This window comes from Mycolicibacterium arcueilense (assembly GCF_058536225.1).
In genome coordinates this window covers 1,775,237-1,790,775 of sequence record NZ_JBZTYL010000007.1, presented here as the reverse complement: position 1 = coordinate 1,790,775, position 15,539 = coordinate 1,775,237, and the positions used below count along the sequence as shown (strand labels likewise).

Annotated in this window: 15 protein-coding genes and 1 pseudogene; 6 read left to right on the top strand and 10 right to left on the bottom strand. The window is 66.7% G+C overall.

Features of this window, described 5'->3' with window-relative positions; all coding sequences use genetic code 11:
• Window positions 1–32: 32 nt before the first annotated feature.
• Window positions 33–2,033 carry a primosomal protein N' gene (locus AC4LGL_RS12995; RefSeq protein WP_491839043.1) on the bottom strand — a complete coding sequence of 667 codons (2,001 nt, stop codon included), beginning with the start codon at window positions 2,031–2,033 and terminating at the stop codon, window positions 33–35.
• Window positions 2,030–2,788 (bottom strand): lysoplasmalogenase, encoded by a 759-nt coding sequence (locus tag AC4LGL_RS12990; RefSeq protein WP_491839042.1) that lies wholly within the window; start codon window positions 2,786–2,788, stop codon window positions 2,030–2,032. Before AC4LGL_RS12990 ends, AC4LGL_RS12995 begins: the two co-directional genes overlap by 4 nt.
• Here AC4LGL_RS12990 and AC4LGL_RS12985 point away from each other — a divergent pair.
• On the top strand, window positions 2,751–3,698 hold the full coding sequence (locus AC4LGL_RS12985) for an alpha/beta hydrolase (RefSeq protein ID WP_491839041.1): 948 nt from the start codon (window positions 2,751–2,753) through the stop codon (window positions 3,696–3,698). The two genes, AC4LGL_RS12990 and AC4LGL_RS12985, sit on opposite strands and share 38 nt — an antisense overlap.
• A gap of 14 nt (window positions 3,699–3,712) precedes the next feature.
• Here AC4LGL_RS12985 and AC4LGL_RS12980 read toward each other — a convergent pair.
• Window positions 3,713–3,877 (bottom strand): annotated as a pseudogene (locus AC4LGL_RS12980) (cytochrome b); the annotation flags it as partial.
• 449 nt (window positions 3,878–4,326) lie between these two features.
• On the opposite strand from AC4LGL_RS12980, the gene AC4LGL_RS12975 reads away from it, so the two are divergent.
• Window positions 4,327–5,334, top strand: coding sequence for a suppressor of fused domain protein (locus AC4LGL_RS12975; RefSeq protein WP_491839040.1), 1,008 nt, complete (start codon window positions 4,327–4,329; stop codon window positions 5,332–5,334).
• A 139-nt stretch (window positions 5,335–5,473) separates the two neighbouring features.
• On the top strand, window positions 5,474–6,229 hold the full coding sequence (locus tag AC4LGL_RS12970; RefSeq protein WP_491839039.1) for a hypothetical protein: 756 nt from the start codon (window positions 5,474–5,476) through the stop codon (window positions 6,227–6,229).
• A 97-nt stretch (window positions 6,230–6,326) separates the two neighbouring features.
• Here AC4LGL_RS12970 and AC4LGL_RS12965 read toward each other — a convergent pair whose 3' ends face one another.
• On the bottom strand, window positions 6,327–7,385 hold the full coding sequence (locus AC4LGL_RS12965) for an AraC family transcriptional regulator (protein WP_491839038.1): 1,059 nt from the start codon (window positions 7,383–7,385) through the stop codon (window positions 6,327–6,329).
• A gap of 86 nt (window positions 7,386–7,471) precedes the next feature.
• Between AC4LGL_RS12965 and AC4LGL_RS12960 the strand changes: the two genes are divergently transcribed.
• Both AC4LGL_RS12960 and AC4LGL_RS12955 read left to right on the top strand, forming a co-directional pair.
• Window positions 7,472–8,851, top strand: coding sequence for a cytochrome P450 (locus tag AC4LGL_RS12960; protein WP_491839037.1), 1,380 nt, complete (start codon window positions 7,472–7,474; stop codon window positions 8,849–8,851).
• A complete protein-coding gene (locus AC4LGL_RS12955) occupies window positions 8,851–10,323 on the top strand; it encodes a flavin-containing monooxygenase (RefSeq protein ID WP_491839036.1) in 1,473 nt (490 codons plus the stop codon). The genes AC4LGL_RS12960 and AC4LGL_RS12955 overlap by 1 nt, the downstream gene beginning before the upstream one ends.
• Here AC4LGL_RS12955 and AC4LGL_RS12950 read toward each other — a convergent pair.
• Entirely contained in the window at window positions 10,313–10,801 is a 489-nt protein-coding gene (locus AC4LGL_RS12950) for an SRPBCC family protein (protein WP_491839035.1), read from the bottom strand. The genes AC4LGL_RS12955 and AC4LGL_RS12950 overlap by 11 nt on opposite strands.
• Window positions 10,802–10,900: 99 nt before the next feature.
• Here AC4LGL_RS12950 and AC4LGL_RS12945 point away from each other — a divergent pair, with 99 nt between their 5' ends.
• Window positions 10,901–11,500, top strand: coding sequence for a TetR/AcrR family transcriptional regulator (locus tag AC4LGL_RS12945; RefSeq protein WP_491839034.1), 600 nt, complete (start codon window positions 10,901–10,903; stop codon window positions 11,498–11,500).
• A 75-nt stretch (window positions 11,501–11,575) separates the two neighbouring features.
• Here AC4LGL_RS12945 and metK read toward each other — a convergent pair whose 3' ends face one another.
• The 5 genes from metK to mihF form a co-directional block, all read right to left on the bottom strand.
• A complete protein-coding gene (gene metK / locus AC4LGL_RS12940) occupies window positions 11,576–12,775 on the bottom strand; it encodes a methionine adenosyltransferase (protein WP_491839033.1) in 1,200 nt (399 codons plus the stop codon).
• 143 nt (window positions 12,776–12,918) lie between these two features.
• Window positions 12,919–14,166 carry a bifunctional phosphopantothenoylcysteine decarboxylase/phosphopantothenate--cysteine ligase CoaBC gene (gene coaBC, locus AC4LGL_RS12935; protein ID WP_064960482.1) on the bottom strand — a complete coding sequence of 416 codons (1,248 nt, stop codon included), beginning with the start codon at window positions 14,164–14,166 and terminating at the stop codon, window positions 12,919–12,921.
• Window positions 14,167–14,185: 19 nt separating this feature from the next.
• Window positions 14,186–14,506, bottom strand: a complete 321-nt coding sequence (gene rpoZ / locus AC4LGL_RS12930; RefSeq protein ID WP_044518192.1) for a DNA-directed RNA polymerase subunit omega — start codon at window positions 14,504–14,506, stop codon at window positions 14,186–14,188.
• Window positions 14,507–14,597: 91 nt separating this feature from the next.
• Window positions 14,598–15,191: a guanylate kinase gene (gene gmk / locus AC4LGL_RS12925; RefSeq protein WP_491839032.1), complete on the bottom strand. Its 594-nt coding sequence runs from the start codon at window positions 15,189–15,191 to the stop codon at window positions 14,598–14,600.
• A gap of 11 nt (window positions 15,192–15,202) precedes the next feature.
• Window positions 15,203–15,517 (bottom strand): integration host factor, actinobacterial type, encoded by a 315-nt coding sequence (gene mihF / locus AC4LGL_RS12920; RefSeq protein WP_003880790.1) that lies wholly within the window; start codon window positions 15,515–15,517, stop codon window positions 15,203–15,205.
• Window positions 15,518–15,539 lie beyond the last annotated feature (22 nt).

The window sequence follows — 15,539 nt, the reverse complement described above, 5'->3', positions numbered from 1 at the left end:
GGCACCCACCGATAACGGGTGAAGTATCCGCCCTATCCGATGTGGAGCGGGTCGATTTGGATACGACATGGTTGCTGATCCTTGCGCGCGCTGAGCACCGCGGTGGCCCGGCGCAGCGCGGCCGCCAACTCCAGACCACCGTCACGCGGCACCCGGACCAGCATCCGGCTCACCTCGGCGTCGGAATCCAGGCCGGGTGGGCGCCGGGCGCCGGGCGGCAGTTCGACCGGCCCGAGGACTTCCGCGGTGTCGGGCAGGTGGGCAGTGTCCAGCAGCGCCTCGACCGCCGACGTCGTCCCGTCGATGGCCGCCATGTGCACCGCCGGCGGCAGTCCCACCTCACCGCGGCCGTCGAGCTCGGCATCGGCATGCCCGACCGGATCCCAACGGATCAGCGCCTGCACGGTGGCGATCGCGGACTCGGCGACCACGGCCACCACACCGCCTTCGGTGCGCGGCCGCACCAGGGCCGCCGCGGCCATCCACCGGCGCATCGTGTCCTCGGCGGCCCGCAGATCCTGCCGGCCCAGCAGTGCCCACGCGTCGAGCAACAGGGCCGCGCCGTAACCGCCGTCGGCCACGGGTTCGGCGCCGGGAGTGCTGACCACCAAGGCCGGGCCGGCCTTCACCGCATCGACCACGGCGTCGCCGCCAGAGGTGATCACCGACGTACCGGGAAACGCCCGGCCCAGCTCTTCGGCTGTGCGCCGGGCCCCGACCACGACCGCCCGCACCGCGTCCGAACCGCAACGCACACAACGCAATGCGGGCTCGGCCCGACCGCACCACCGACATTCGGCAGCCGCACTCCCCCGGTCCGGCAGGGCCAGCGGGCCGGTGCAGTGCCGACAGCGCGTCACCGCGCGGCACCGTGCACAGGCCAGCGCAGGCACGTACCCGCGCCGCGGAACCTGGATGAGCACCGGATGCTGCGCCTGCAAGGCCGAGCGGGCCGCCTGCAGCGCCATGGACGGTAGCCGCGCGCTGTGGGCGGCCGGATCGCGTTCCTGGGCGTATCCGCTGTCTTCCAAGGCGACGACTCGCGGTGCGGCGGCCCGCACCACCGGCCGAGCCGCCACCACATCGTGGGCCCATCTGGTCCGCACCAGGGCCTGCGCCTCGGCGGTGCGCGCGTAGCCACCGATGATCGCGGCACAGCGCAGCTGGTGGGCGCGCAGCATGGCGACCTCGCGAGCGTGCGGATAGGGCGCGCGCGGCTCGGCGAGGTTGTCGTCGCCGTCGTCCCACACCAGGAGCAAGCCGAGGTTGGCAACGGGGGCGAACACCGCACTGCGGGTGCCGATCACCACCTGAGCGTGTCCCCGCAACGCCGCAAGCCAGCGGCGGTACCGGGCCGAGGGGCCCAACCCGGCCGACAACGCCACCACCCGTGATGCCGATACCTGTTGGGTCGCTGCGACATACAGCGCATCCACATCGCGCTGGTCGGGTACGACGGCCACCACACCCAGCCCGGCGTTCACCGCCACCGCGGCCGCCTCAGCCAGCCTCAGCGCCCAGTTCTCGCCGGGCAGTGCCTGCCATGCCGCGCGGGCCGCCCGACCCTCACCGACCGCGATCAGGAACTGTTCACCGCGGCTGTAGCGGGCCCAGGCGCTGGTGTCCACGGGGCCGGCCGTGACGGGTTCCGGTTCCTCCGTGGCCTGCTTCTCGACCCTGGCGTGGCGCGGCGGCACCGCCAGGCGCAGTACGTCCGCACGGGTGCCGGCGTAGCGGGCGGCGACGGCGTCTACGAGCCGCCGGACCTCGGGGGTGAGCACCGGCTCCGGCGAGACCACCCGATCGAGCCAGCCGAGCTTTCCGGTGTGGTCGGTGTCGGAGCGTCGTTCCAGGAGGTAAGCGTCGACCAGCCTGCCGTTGAACCGCACCCGGACCCGCACACCGGGCTGGGCGTCGTCGGACTGTTCCTCCGACACCAGATAGTCGAACTCGCGGTCCAGGTGCGGCACTGTGAGCAGTGGAAGCACCCGCGCGATGGGCTCGTGGTCGGCGGCGCGGCGGGTGATCGTCACTGTGCAGGTTTAGCAGGAGGTTGTGCCGAGCGCCCGAAGAACAGACCCGCCGTGATCAGCACCAGTGACGCTGCGTAGCCGAACCAGATCGGGACGGCGAGCAGTTGGTCGCCACGCACGAACTGGCTGATGCCGATCATCGCGTCGGACACCGCGAAACACACCGCTCCGAGCGCGGTCCAGGGCGTAGGCAGCCGGGCCAGCAGCGCCGTGCACACCATCGCCCCCAGCACCGCGATGTAGGCGACCACCGGGACCGCCATCCCCTGTTCGACGAGCCGGGGCCAGAACCAGGTCAGCAGCGCCACGCAGGCGAGGACGGTGACTGCCACGGCGATCAGCCGCGGGGTGGAACGCCGCGCCAGCGGCACCAGTGCGCCGAGGAAGCACAGGTGCGCGACCAGGAAGGCGCCCAGCCCCAGCACGAAGGACGGTTCCCACCACGGGATCGCCAACAGGAAGTCGCCGAGTGCGGAGAACACCAGCGCACCCACGAGCCAGCGCCTTTCCCGAACGATCGGATGGGCGCACGCCGCCGCGGCCAGCAGGACCGCTGCCAGCGCCTTCACCGCAGGTTGGAGGGTGAATTGACCCGTCAGGTCGGCTCCCGTCGGCAACCGCGTCGCCGTGACGATCAGGAACACCCCGTAACCGGCCGCGACGACCGCAGCCACCACCCACAGCCACACCGTGACGCGGTGTGCGTACGGTTGCGGAATGTCCGTTGCTGACGAGAAACCAGCTGTCGATGCCATCCTGCAGAAGGTACTGGAGGCAGTGCCGTTCCAACTGTCGACCGACATCGGTGTCGAGGAGGCCCGCCGCCAGTTCAGTGAGATTCCGCGGTTGCCGGTCCATCCCGATGTGAAGACCGAGGACCGTGAGATCCCCGGTCCGGCCGGCCCGATCCCGGTTCGGGTGTACCGGCCGCCGACCGCCGACGGCGCGACGCTGCCGGTCGTGGTGTTCATCCACGGCGGCGGCTGGGCACTGGGCGACCTGGACAGTTACGACGGCACCGCCCGCCAGCACGCCGTCGCCGCCGACGCCGTCGTGGTGTCGGTGGAGTACCGGCTGGCTCCCGAGCACCCCTACCCCGCCGCAGTGGACGACGTGTGGGCGGCGACGCAGTGGGTGGCCGCCAACGCCGCAGAACTGGGCGTCGACGCCGACCGGATGGCCGTGGCCGGCGACTCGGCGGGTGGCAACCTCAGCGCCGTCGTGGCGCAGCTGACGCGTGACGCCGGCGTTCCGGGGCTGCGCTTCCAGCTGCTCTGGTACCCGGCCACCACCTGGGACACCAGCCTGCCGTCGTTCACCGAGAACGCCGAGGCACCGATCCTGGGACTCGATGCCGTCACCGGGTTCTCCCGCTGGTACGCCGGGCACGTGGATCTGTCGGACCCGCCGGCGACGCTGGTGCCGGCCCGCGCGGCGGACCTGTCCGGACTCGCACCGGCCTATGTCGCGGTGGCCGGGCACGACCCGTTGCGTGACGACGGCATCCGTTACGCCGAGATGTTGTCTGCTGCAGGCGTTCCCGTGCAGTTGGACCACGCCGAGACTTTGGTGCACGGCTACCTCGGCTACGTCGGCGTGGTCCCGGCAGCCACCGAATCGTTCGACCGGGCAATGGTCGCGCTACGGGCAGCCCTTCACGACTGACCGTTTCTGCTGGGTCACAACGACATTCGACGGAGGATCCCGTCGCGTAGCGCAAGGGTGTGGAACGAGACCGCGCCGATGTGTGCGGTGAAGGCCGCGTAGAGGGTGATGTTGTGCGGGGCGATCGCCGGAAGGTGCAGCGCCCCGACCAACACGACCGGCGACTGGGCGGCCGACAGCGGACCGTCGGAGACTGCCAGTCCGCCGGGCAGCACGCGTGGGTCGAAGTTGCGGGTGCGGTCGGTGGGGTCGGCCAGGGTGAGGATGAGCTTGCAGCTGACCGGGCCACGGGCAACGGTGTCGATGAAGACGTCGAAGAGTGAAACGGAACGCGGCCGCGAGCGTTCAATCGAACGACTGCGACGCCGTGTCGGGTTGTTCGCGGACAAAGCAGAACATTGCATACATTGCTTGGCGCAACGGTGCTAGCGTCCGCTGTGATCTCAGCCGTCAGTGGACGGGACGGCGGAACCAGACAGTTCCGCGCACAACCAAATATCGACCAGAGGAACCAATGACCCGCAGCGAGGAATCCTCCACCGAAGCGCAACATCCGTCCGAACCGCTCGGAGCCACCGACCCACGAGACCTCACGCTGCCGCTGTACGGAGCCACATTCGGCCAGGCAGTGTCGCGCTACCTCCGCAGCTACGCCCGTTTCTCCGGCCGCGCTTCACGCAGCGAATACTGGTGGGGCGCTCTCGCATACGCCTTGGCCCTCCTCCTCTGCGGATTTTTCGTCGCGGCCGCGGGAGATAACGGCACACTCGGGGGCCTGGCGCTGGTACTCGCCGGCATCGTCCTACTCGGGGGCGCGATTCCAAATTGGGCGTTGTTGGTCCGCAGACTCCACGACGCCAACCTGTCCGGATGGATGAGCCTGCTCACGTTGCTGCCGTACGTCGGATTGGTCTTCGGCATACTGCCGTCCAAACCGCTCGGACAACGTTTCGACCGCCGCAAGGTGACGCCGGACCCCATGTCTGAAGATTCGGCGCCCGGATGGGACGCAATCGATACCGCCTTCGCGCGGCTGTACCCAGGGCTGGGCGATGTCGCACCTCATTGCGGCCGCACCGATGCACGTCTGCCCGGCCAAGGCATTTGGGGAATCACCGCCTACCCGAATACCACTGCCTCACAACCTCACTGGCATCTGGTCACCTATGGCTTCTCCAACGTATTCTCGTCCGACCCATCGCCCGACGAGGACGACACCTGGGCAGACTTTGAGTGGACCTTCCGGGTCGCCGCCGACATCGATCTCACCCAACCGCTGACGGCACAAGTCCCCACCTGGTCGCTGCTTCTCCTCCAACGGCTGGGTGACCTGGTTTTCAGCGGGACGGATGCGCTGGACGTCGGTCACCGCATCAAGGTCGGTGGCCCGATCACGCTGGGTGAGCCCCAAACCGACCTGACCGCAATCATGTTCGTCGAAGACACTCAACTCCCCCAGGTCGATACCCGCGTGGGCCGCCTGCGATTCGTACAGCTCGTCGGAGTTACCGACGACACGGTCACCGCCGCACAAGCGCTGGACAACGGCGTGGCGGGCACGCTCCAGGTACTCGAGAAGATGGCCGAGACCAATCCCCTGCTCATCACTGACATCAACCATTCCGCGGCAACGTGAGCGTGGTCGGGTGAACTCACGGCGGACGGGCCTCTTCGATCGGGTGCTGTACCGGACACGCTGGATTGGACCACTGCTCTATTTGGGGTGCGGCCTCGGCATGGGATGGCTGGGGCTGCGGTCGATCCCAAATACCCCCATGCCGAACCAACTGATGGCGTGGGGGATTCTTGCGTTTGGTCTTGGGTGCCTACGGCAGGCCTACAAGGAGTTTCTCGAGGCCCGCGATGACGAACCGCCCTACTCGCCACCCGACCCGAACCGACCGGAGCCGCCCCGGTGGCGGCACCCACTTGCACCTGAACTTCAGGAACAACTGCTGTCCACGTTCGCCCTGCTGGAAGCCGCCGGGATTCTCGACCCCGGCGAAGTATCCGATGACGAGGTCGTCGAGTGCGCTGAACACACTGACGTGTTCGAAGAGATGGGCGTCTACTCCGTGATGAAGGTTCTGGAGATGCTGGGCGACGGACGGGACCCACCACTTCGCCACCTGGCATTCTTTACCAACCAGGTGGAGTTCTACGACGACGACGCATTCGCAATCGTGCGGGAGTTCGCCCGCATCAGCGGATATACCGGGCCGTTGCGTCAGATCAGATTCGAAACGATGGACGACCATCAGCGCCCCAACTTGGACCCGACACCCAATGCTGTCATCGAGTTCGAGATGGGCACCGCCCGACACTCGCTGTCCTTCACCGTGTACGCCAAGTATTTGCCCGACGGGCTGATCGAACAGTTGGCACCCGTCTTTGCCCCACCCGAACGCCCGGAACGCTTCTATACCTCGTGGGAGAGCGAGAATCTGGACGTCACATATACGACTCCGGCGCAGATCGCGGAGTTCAACGCCGCCCTTGGACCGGAGCCGTCCTGGGTCGAGATCAGATGATCGGAATGGGCTCTACCAGCGGTCGACAAGTTGCACGCCGTAGACGGTACGCGGATATGAGCTCCGATCAGTGGAGCCTGTCCACTCCGAGTCAGATTCACACGTGTGCCACCGCGTGAAACGCACTGGGCGGCATGCCGTGCCAGCGTTTGAACGCATGGCAGAACGTCGAGGTCTCGCTGTAGCCGAGTCGGCGCGAAACCTCCTCGACCGTCAGCCCGACGCTGCACAGCAGATCGACTGCGAGCGCTGACCGGGCCTCGTTGACCAGTGCCCGGAACGTGGTTCCCTCGTCGGCCAGGCGACGTCGCAGGGTTCGCGGATGGACACCGAGTTCCGCGGCGATCTCTGGCAGTGCCGGAATCCGGCCGGGGTCGCGAAACAGCTTGCTGCGCACCACTGCAGTGATCCCACGGCGCTGCTCGTAGCGCTGCATCAGCACGTCACACTGGGCGATACACAGATCGAGGGTGTACGGATCGGCTTGCGGCAGGGGCTCGTCCAGCATGGCGCGAGGGAAGTGCAATCGGGAATGGGCCCGGCCGAACGCCACGTCCGGGAACGGCATCAGGGCAAGCAACGGCTGCAGTACGTGCTCGTCGATAGACACCTCGGCGAATATGCGGTCGGCGTACTGGGCCACCACCGGCGCGGCGAAACTTGCTGTCGTGGCAACAATTCCGGCGACATCACGTTCGATGAAGAAGCGTTGGACGTCGCCGGGTAGGTGCCCCACGTTGAGTTCCATTACGCACTCGTCGACGCCCTCGAACAATTGAAGATCGATCTGCAGCGTGGTCAGGGCGAAGTAACGCATCCCGATGCTGAACAATTCGCGCAACGTGGCACACGACATGACCGCGAACCCGAACAGGCCCATGTGTGTCAGCGCCGACCTGCCACCGACATCGACCCCCAGTCCGGGCGCGTCGGGCAGCCTAGCCTGCAGGTGACGGACCGCCAGGATCTCGTCATGTGCGCTGATCACACAGTCGGGATCATCGAGGTCTGCCGGCGTGATGCCGGTGCCGGCCAGGACGTGCGCCGCCGGGACCCCGCGCTCGACCGCCACCTCGCACAGCACGCGGGTGGCGTGGATCGGATGGCAGACATCGGCCGACCACGTCGACCGCGAGATCGATCCTGACCTGACCATTGGCTCCCCACCCGCTGTCCCAAAATCCCAACTCTGTGTCCGATAGTCCCATTCCCCGCTCCCCATGTCATTCATACGCTGGATTCATGGCGGCACCGGCGGCACGACTGAGCACGTGGACCATGACCCGCGAGGCGATCACGGTCGGATTCAGCACCGACAGCGGCTTTCTGACCCGGACACAGGGCCGGGACATCACCCGATACCGCTGCGCAGGAAGACGTTTCGTATCGATCGCACATCCTGACTACATCGACCACGTGCTGCATCAAGCACGCCTTCGCTACGTCAAATCGAACGAGTACGAGCCGATCCGTGCCGCGGCGGGGATAAACCTGCTGACCGACGAGGGCGACTCCTGGGCCTACCACCGGGCGGCCCTGAACCCGACATTCGCGCGTCGTCATCTCAACGACATCGTCGACCTGATGATCGCCCCGATCGCGCGAGCCACCGACGAGCTCGCCGAGGGCGGTGACGGTGTCCGGTTCGACATGCATGCCGCCATGGTGGAAACCACTCTGCGGGTCGTCTCCAACGCCCTGTTCAGTCAGGATTTCGGACCGATCGTGCACAGCATGCGAGACCTCACCACACGCGGGCTCAGGCGCACCGAGAAGCTGGCCCGGCTGGGCCTGCTGGGCCTGCTCCCTCGCCCGGTGTACGACGCCATGGCGGCGAGCACGTATTCCGGGATCCCGCTGCCGCCTCCGCTGCGCGAAGGCCAGCGCATCGCCCTGGCCCTGGATACCGCGGTGAACGCCGTGCTCGACGAACGTCTGTCCCACCCCACCGAATCGGCCGACCTGCTCAACGTGTTGTTCCGCGCGGACAATGGAACCTGGCCGCGGCAGCGGGTCCGCGACGAAGCGCTGACGTTCATGCTCGCGGGGCACGAGACAACGGCCAACGCGATGTCGTGGTTCTGGTACCTGATGGCACGCCACCCCGACGCCCGGGACCGGATGCTAGCCGAGGTGGATTCCGTGCTGGGAGCGGGCCGTCCGACGGCAGGCGATCTGACCCGGATGCCGTGGACCACCGCGTGTCTACAGGAGTCGCAGCGTTGTCACTCCGCGGTATGGATCATCGCGCGCGAGGCGGTCGAGCCCGATGAAATCGACGGCCACCATATTCGTCCGGGCACGACGGTCATCATCCCGATTCATCAGATCCACCACGACAAACGATGGTGGCCCGATCCGGACACCTTTGACCCCAATCGATTTCTCGGTGACGCCGCCAAGAGCCGGCCGCGCTCGGCCTACCTGCCGTTCGGCGGCGGGCGCCGGATCTGCATCGGCCAGAGTTTCGCCCTGATGGAGATGGTGTTGATCGCCGCGATCATGAGCCAGAGGTTCGTTTTCGATCTCGATCCTGGCCACTCGGTGGAGATGGAGGCTACGTTGACATTGCGACCCAAATACGGCGTCCACATGATCGGACGCAGCCGAGAGGTGGCTTGATGCCCGACTTTCACACGCTCATCATCGGCGCCGGATTCTCCGGCATCGGCTCGGCCATCGCGCTGGACAAGGCCGGCCTGCACGACTACCAGATCCTGGAGGCCGGGGACGGCGCCGGCGGGACCTGGTTCTGGAACACCTATCCCGGTGTGGCCGTGGATATCCCGTCGTTCTCCTACCAGTTTTCGTTCGAACAGTCGCGGGATTGGTCCCGCACCTACGCCCCCGGGAACGAGTTGCGCGCCTACGCCGACACCTGCGTCGACAAATACGGCCTGCGGCCCCGGATTCGGTTCAACGCCACCGTCGCACGTGCAGTCTTCGACGACGACGAGAACCTGTGGCGGGCTGAACTAGAGTCGGGCGAGATACTCACGGCGCGATTCCTGGTCAACGCCAGCGGCGTGCTGACCATCCCGAAGCTGCCGGAGATCGACGGCGTGGACTCCTTCGCCGGGACCACCGTGCACACCGCCCGCTGGGACCACAACCAGGATCTCACCGGCAAACGAGTGGCGATCATCGGCACCGGCGCCTCTGCGGTCCAGGTGATTCCCGAGATCGCCCCGACGGTCAAGCAGCTCACCGTCTTTCAACGGACGCCAATCTGGTGCTTCCCCAAGTTCGACGTGCCGATCCCACCGGTCGCGCGCGGGCTGATGCGGCTGCCCGGCGGCCGGACGCTGCACCGGCTGATCAGTCAGGCGTACGTGGAATTCACCTTCCCGCTGGCCGCGCAGTACTTCACCATCAACCCCTTCGCCAAGCGGGCCGGCGCGGCCGGGCGGGCCTATCTGCGCCAACAGGTGCGTGATCCCGAGGTACGCGACAAACTCACACCGCGGTATGCGGTGGGATGTAAACGACCAGGCTTCCACAACAGCTATCTGGCCACCTTCAACCGGGACAATGTCCGGTTGGTCACCGAGCCGATCGACAAGATCACCGGATCCGGTGTCGCGACGACTGACGGGGAGAGCCACGACGTCGACGTGCTCATCCTCGCCACCGGCTTCAAGGTGATGGACGTGGATGCGCTGCCCTTCGAGATCGTGGGGTCGGGCGGACAGTCACTCAGCGAGTTCTGGATGCAGCACCGGATGCAGGCCTACGAAGGAGTCAGCGTCCCCGGCTTCGCCAACTTCTTCTCGGTGATGGGCCCGTACGGCTACGTCGGGTCGTCGTACTTCGCATTGATCGAGGCCCAAACCCGGCATCTGGTGCGGTGTATCGCGCAGGCGGACAAGAACCAGGCCAGCCGCGTCGAGGTTCGCAAGGAGGCCAACGATCGGTATTTCGCCGAGATGATGCGCAAGCGTCACCGCCAAATCTTCTGGCAGGACAGTTGCAACCTGGCCAACAGCTACTACTTCGACCGCAACGGTGACGTGCCGCTGAGGCCCGCCACCACAGTCGAAGCCTACTGGCGCAGCCGGACTTTCGACCTCGACGACTACGCGTTCACCTCGTAGCCATTCCGGCCTCGGCGCATGCCTTGATGGCGGCGAGGGTCTGCTCCATTCCGGCTTCCAGCAGTTCGGTGAAGGCCTGCTGTCCACCGAGGTGCGACTCGGTCAGGTCGAGCGAAAGTTGCGATATTCCGTCGGGGGTCTCGCGCCGTTGCGTGAGCACCGTGGCAGCGGCACCGTCAGCACTGATCGAGAACGACCAGATCGCGTAGTTCTCGGCGATCCGGAAGGCGATCTCTTTCTCTGCCTCGTACCGCACCACCTCGCCGTGCGTGACCCACTCAAGTTCACCCTGGTGGTTGAGGTTGGTGAACGTGGAACCGAGCCGGATGTCATCGTCGGATTCGCGCAGCTTCACCGATATCACCTGCGGGCTCCACTGTGACATGCGTCGGACGTCACGGATGATCTCCCAGACCACGGAAGGCGTTGCCTCGATGCCGATCTGGCGCTCCAGTAGCGCCTTGAAGCTGGCGGTCATCGGTCCTCCGATCTATGCGACCGATCGGTCGCATATTGGTCAATGCTGACCGTACGCGACTCGGGCGCCCGACGTCCAGAGTGTGGCTACTGTGAACTGATGACCGTTTTGCCCGCAGCGGACGGGCGGAGGGCGCGTGGCGATGCCACCCGTCGGCTGGTCGCGCGTACCGCTGCAGACATCGCCACCACCCACGGCCTGGACGGGATCACCGTAGGTGGCCTGTCCACCTCGACCGGGGTGAGCAAAAGCGGAATCCTCACGGTCTTCGACAACCGGGAGGCGATCCAGCTGGCCGCAGTGGCTGAAGCGCGCCAGGTCTACATCGACGTCGTCATCCGTCCGGCGCTGAGCTGTCCACCCGGAGCCGCGCGACTCGATGCCCTTCTCGACTCGTGGTTGGCATACCTGCGCGCCGAGGTGTTCCCCGGCGGCTGCTTCGTATCGGCGACATCGGTCGAGTTCGGGCATCGCACCGGCCCCGTGGCCGAAGCGGTGCGAAATCTCAAGCAGGAGTGGCTGAACCTGCTGGAAAACGAGTTCTCCGCGGCAGGTTCAGCCGATCCTGCCGAGGACGCCTTCCGGGTCGATGCCTACCTGTGTGCGGGCAATACCCGTCGCGAGCTGTTCGGCACCGATGCCGGCCTGGAGCGCGCACGTGCACTCGCCGGCCGCGTCGTCGAGAACTACCGCACCTGATCAACCCCGCCGGCGACGCTGCCCGGGAAACACAACAGCCCCCGATCAGCGATCGGGGGCTGTTGGCAGGAATTGCTAGACCGAGGCCTTCAGGTCCTCAACCTTGTTGAGCTGCTCCCAGGGCAGTTCGATGTCGGTGCGCCCGAAGTGGCCGTAGGCCGCCGTCTGGGCGTAGATCGGCCGCAGCAGGTCCAGGTCGCGGATGATCGCGCCGGGGCGCAGATCGAACACGCTGCTGATGGCCTTCTCGATGCGGGCCGGGTCGACGGTCTCGGTGCCGAACGTCTCGACGAACAGACCGACCGGGGCAGCCTTGCCGATCGCGTAGGCCACCTGGACCTCGACGCGCTCCGCCAGACCGGCAGCGACGACGTTCTTGGCCACCCAGCGCATCGCGTACGCGGCGGAACGGTCCACCTTTGACGGATCCTTGCCAGAGAAGGCGCCGCCGCCGTGGCGGGCCCAGCCGCCGTAGGTGTCGACGATGATCTTGCGGCCGGTCAGACCGGCGTCACCCATCGGCCCGCCCAGCACGAACTTGCCGGTCGGGTTGACCAGCAGGCGGAAATCGGAGGTGTCCAGCGTCTCGTGGTTGAGGTCGGCCAGCACGGTGTTGACGACCTTCTCCCGGATGTCCGGGGTGAGCTGGCCGTCCAGGTCGATGCCGTCGGCATGCTGCGTGGACAGCACCACGGTGTCCAGGCGCACCGGGGTCTTGCCGTCGTAGGCGATGGTGACCTGGGTCTTGCCGTCCGGGCGCAGGTAGTCGAGCACGCCGTTCTTGCGGACCTCGGTCAACCGCCGCGACAGCCGGTGGGCCAGTGCGATGGGCAGCGGCATCAGCTCGGGGGTGTCGCCGATGGCGTATCCGAACATCAGGCCCTGGTCACCGGCGCCCTGGGCGTCCAGCGGATCGCCGGCTCCTTCGACGCGTGCCTCGTGGGCGGTGTCCACACCCTGGGCGATGTCAGGCGACTGCGCGCCGATGGCGATGTTCACACCGCACGATGCGCCGTCGAAGCCCTTGGTGGACGAGTCGTAGCCGATCTCCAGGATGCGGTCACGCACGATCTTCGGGATGTCGGCGTAGGCAGAGGTGGTGACCTCGCCGGCGACGTGCACCTGGCCGGTGGTCACCAGCGTTTCCACCGCGACCCGCGACTTGGGGTCCTGCTCCAGCAGCGCGTCGAGCACCGAGTCGCTGATCGCATCACAGATCTTGTCGGGGTGCCCTTCGGTTACCGACTCACTGGTAAACAGGCGACCTTCGCTCACGGTCCGCTTCCTTCCTTGCCGATCTGAAAAAGTTTCAGTCTCAAAACTACTTAGTTAGGCGAATAATATCTATGCCCTGTTGCACCCAAGCGCGTGGGACGCCGATGCGCAACCCTTATCCGCACATTGATGCGTACGTCGCGTCACCCGTCGTGCTTGCCCAGGAACGCCCCGATCGCGTCCACGATACGGGTGGCCATCAGCGTCTTCGAACCGTGCTCGAGTGCAGCCTCGGCGCCGTCCGCGCTCAGCAACCAACCGTCGTTGTTGTCCACCTCGAACGCACGGTTCTCCCCCACTGCGTTCACCACCAGCAGATCGCATCCCTTGCGCTGGAGTTTGGCTCTGGCGTGGAACAGCACGTCGCCATTGGCATCGCCGGTCTCGGCGGCGAAGCCGACGATGGCCCGCATGTTCGGCAACTGTCCCTCGGTCCGGGCTCGCACTGCTCCGGCGAGCACGTCATCGTTGCGGACGAGGTCGATGGAATTGGGCTCGGAGGCGCTGCCCTTCTTGATCTTGCTGGTGGCCACCTGCGCGGGCCGGAAGTCGGCGACGGCTGCGGCCATCACCAGAACATTGGCCTCGGGGGCGTACTTGGACACCGCGTCTCGCAACTGGGCGGCAGAACCGATGTGCACGACGTCGACGCCGGCCGGGTCGACCAGACCGGCGGTGTTACCCGCGACAAGCGTCACGTCGGCGCCGCGCTGGGCCAGGACCCGGGCCACGGCGTATCCCTGCTTGCCCGAGCTGCGGTTACCGATGAACCGCACCGGATCGATGGGTTCACGGGTCCCGCCGGCCGTCACCAGCGCCTTGACGCCGGCCAGGTCATAGGGCAGGGCGTCGCCCCGCTCCAGCAACAGCTGGGCAAAGGTGGCGATCTCTTCGGCCTCGGGGAGCCGTCCCGCACCGCTGTCGGCCCCTGTGAGCCGGCCGGACGCCGGTTCGAGCACCACCGCGCCCCGACGGCGCAAGGTGGCCACGTTGTCGACGGTGGCCGGGTGAAACCACATCTCGGTATGCATCGCGGGCGCGAACAGCACCGGACATCGCGCCGTGAGCAGCGTGGCGGTCAAGAGGTCGTCGGCGCGGCCGGCCACGGCACGCGCCAGCAGGTCGGCGGTGGCGGGTGCGACGACGACAAGATCGGCCTCCTGGCCGATGCGGACGTGCGGAACCTCGTGCACGTCGGTGAACACACCGGTGTGCACGGGATTGCCCGACAGGGCTTCAAACGTGGCGGCTCCGACGAAGCGCAGAGCCGACTCGGTGGGCAGCACGCGTACCGAGTGGCCCGCCTCGGTGAGTTGACGGACCAGGGTGCACGCCTTGTAGGCGGCAATGCCGCCGGCCACACCGACGACGATTCGCTTACCCGCGCTCACGTCTCCGGCCCTGGCCTGGCTACTCGCCGCCCTCGGTGTGCTCGAGCAGGTCCTCGTGGATCTCCCGCATCGCGATCGACAGCGGCTTCTCCTGCAGACCGGGCTCGACCAGAGGGCCGACATACTCAAGAATGCCGTCGCCGAGCTGGTTGTAGTAATCGTTGATCTGACGCGCCCGCTTGGCGGCGTAGATCACCAACGCGTACTTGCTCGACGCGCGGTCCAGCAACTCGTCGATGGGCGGGTTGGTGATGCCCAGCGGCGTGTCGTAGGCGCTGGCGGCGGACGAATCGATGTCGTCCGCAGCGGCCAGCTGCGCATCGGCGTGCGGGGTGCTCACGAAAAAGTCTCCTGGCGGTTGCGTGAATGCGGTTACTGAACAGCGTGCTGGTGGCTCGCGGATCCGATCGCGTCGGTCCCGGCACGATGAGTCATCGGCTGTCCACCAGCAAGGATACCAATTCAGCGCATGCGGTATCCAACTGGCGGTTCACGACAACCTGGTCAAAGTCGGATTTCGCGGCCATTTCGGCCCGCGCCGTCTCCAATCGCCTGGCCATCACCTCGGGCGTCTCGGTGCCGCGGCCGGACAAACGGTTGACCAGTTCGTCCCAGCTCGGCGGTGCCAGGAACACCGATACCGCCTCGGGCATGGCCTTCTTGACGGCGCGCGCCCCGGCCAGATCGACCTCGATCAGCACCGGGCGTCCGGCCCGGGTGGCTTCCCGCACCGGCTGTGCCGGCGTCCCCGAGCGCTGCAAACCGCCGTGGATTTCAGCCCATTCCAGCAGCTCACCGGCATCGATCAGCTGCTGAAACTGCTCTTTGGACACGAATGTGTAGTCGACTCCGTCGACTTCGCCCGGCCGCGGTGCCCTGGTCGTGACCGAGACGGAGAAATACAAGTCGGGAAGCCGGTCCCGCAGACAGCGGACCACGGTGGACTTCCCGACGGCGGAGGGACCGGACAACACGACGACCGGAGCCGTCGATGTGTGTTGCCCGGCCCCTCTACCAGCGCTCAATGCGGGCGTCTCTACTGGTCGAACTTCTCCAGGAGGGCCTTGCGCTGACGATCACCGAGGCCGCGCAGACGGCGGGTCGGGGCGATCTCCAGCTCGGTCATGATTTCCTGCGCCTTGACCTTGCCGACCTTGGGCAGGGCCTCCAGCAGCGCGGAGACCTTCATCTTGCCCAAGACCTCATCGGTCTCGGCGTCGGTGAGCACCTGCTTGAGGTTGGTGCCGCCACGCTTGAGTCGATCCTTGAGCTCGGCTCGCGCTCGACGTGCGGCAGCAGCCTTCTCCAACGCTGCCGCGCGCTGTTCGTCGGTCAACTGGGGAAGGGCCACGGTTTCCTCCGTCTCCTGGCGA

Excerpts from the sequence above, each read along its gene's own strand:
- AC4LGL_RS12965 (WP_491839038.1), bottom strand. The coding sequence starts at position 7,385 with ATGGTCAGGTCAGGATCGATCTCGCGGTCGACGTGGTCGGCCGATGTC.
- AC4LGL_RS12960 (WP_491839037.1), top strand. The coding sequence starts at position 7,472 with ATGGCGGCACCGGCGGCACGACTGAGCACGTGGACCATGACCCGCGAG.
- AC4LGL_RS12990 (WP_491839042.1), bottom strand. The coding sequence starts at position 2,788 with ATGGCATCGACAGCTGGTTTCTCGTCAGCAACGGACATTCCGCAACCG.
- AC4LGL_RS12945 (WP_491839034.1), top strand. The coding sequence starts at position 10,901 with ATGACCGTTTTGCCCGCAGCGGACGGGCGGAGGGCGCGTGGCGATGCC.
- AC4LGL_RS12955 (WP_491839036.1), top strand. The coding sequence starts at position 8,851 with ATGCCCGACTTTCACACGCTCATCATCGGCGCCGGATTCTCCGGCATC.
- AC4LGL_RS12950 (WP_491839035.1), bottom strand. The coding sequence starts at position 10,801 with ATGACCGCCAGCTTCAAGGCGCTACTGGAGCGCCAGATCGGCATCGAG.
- AC4LGL_RS12985 (WP_491839041.1), top strand. The coding sequence starts at position 2,751 with ATGTCCGTTGCTGACGAGAAACCAGCTGTCGATGCCATCCTGCAGAAG.
- AC4LGL_RS12970 (WP_491839039.1), top strand. The coding sequence starts at position 5,474 with ATGCCGAACCAACTGATGGCGTGGGGGATTCTTGCGTTTGGTCTTGGG.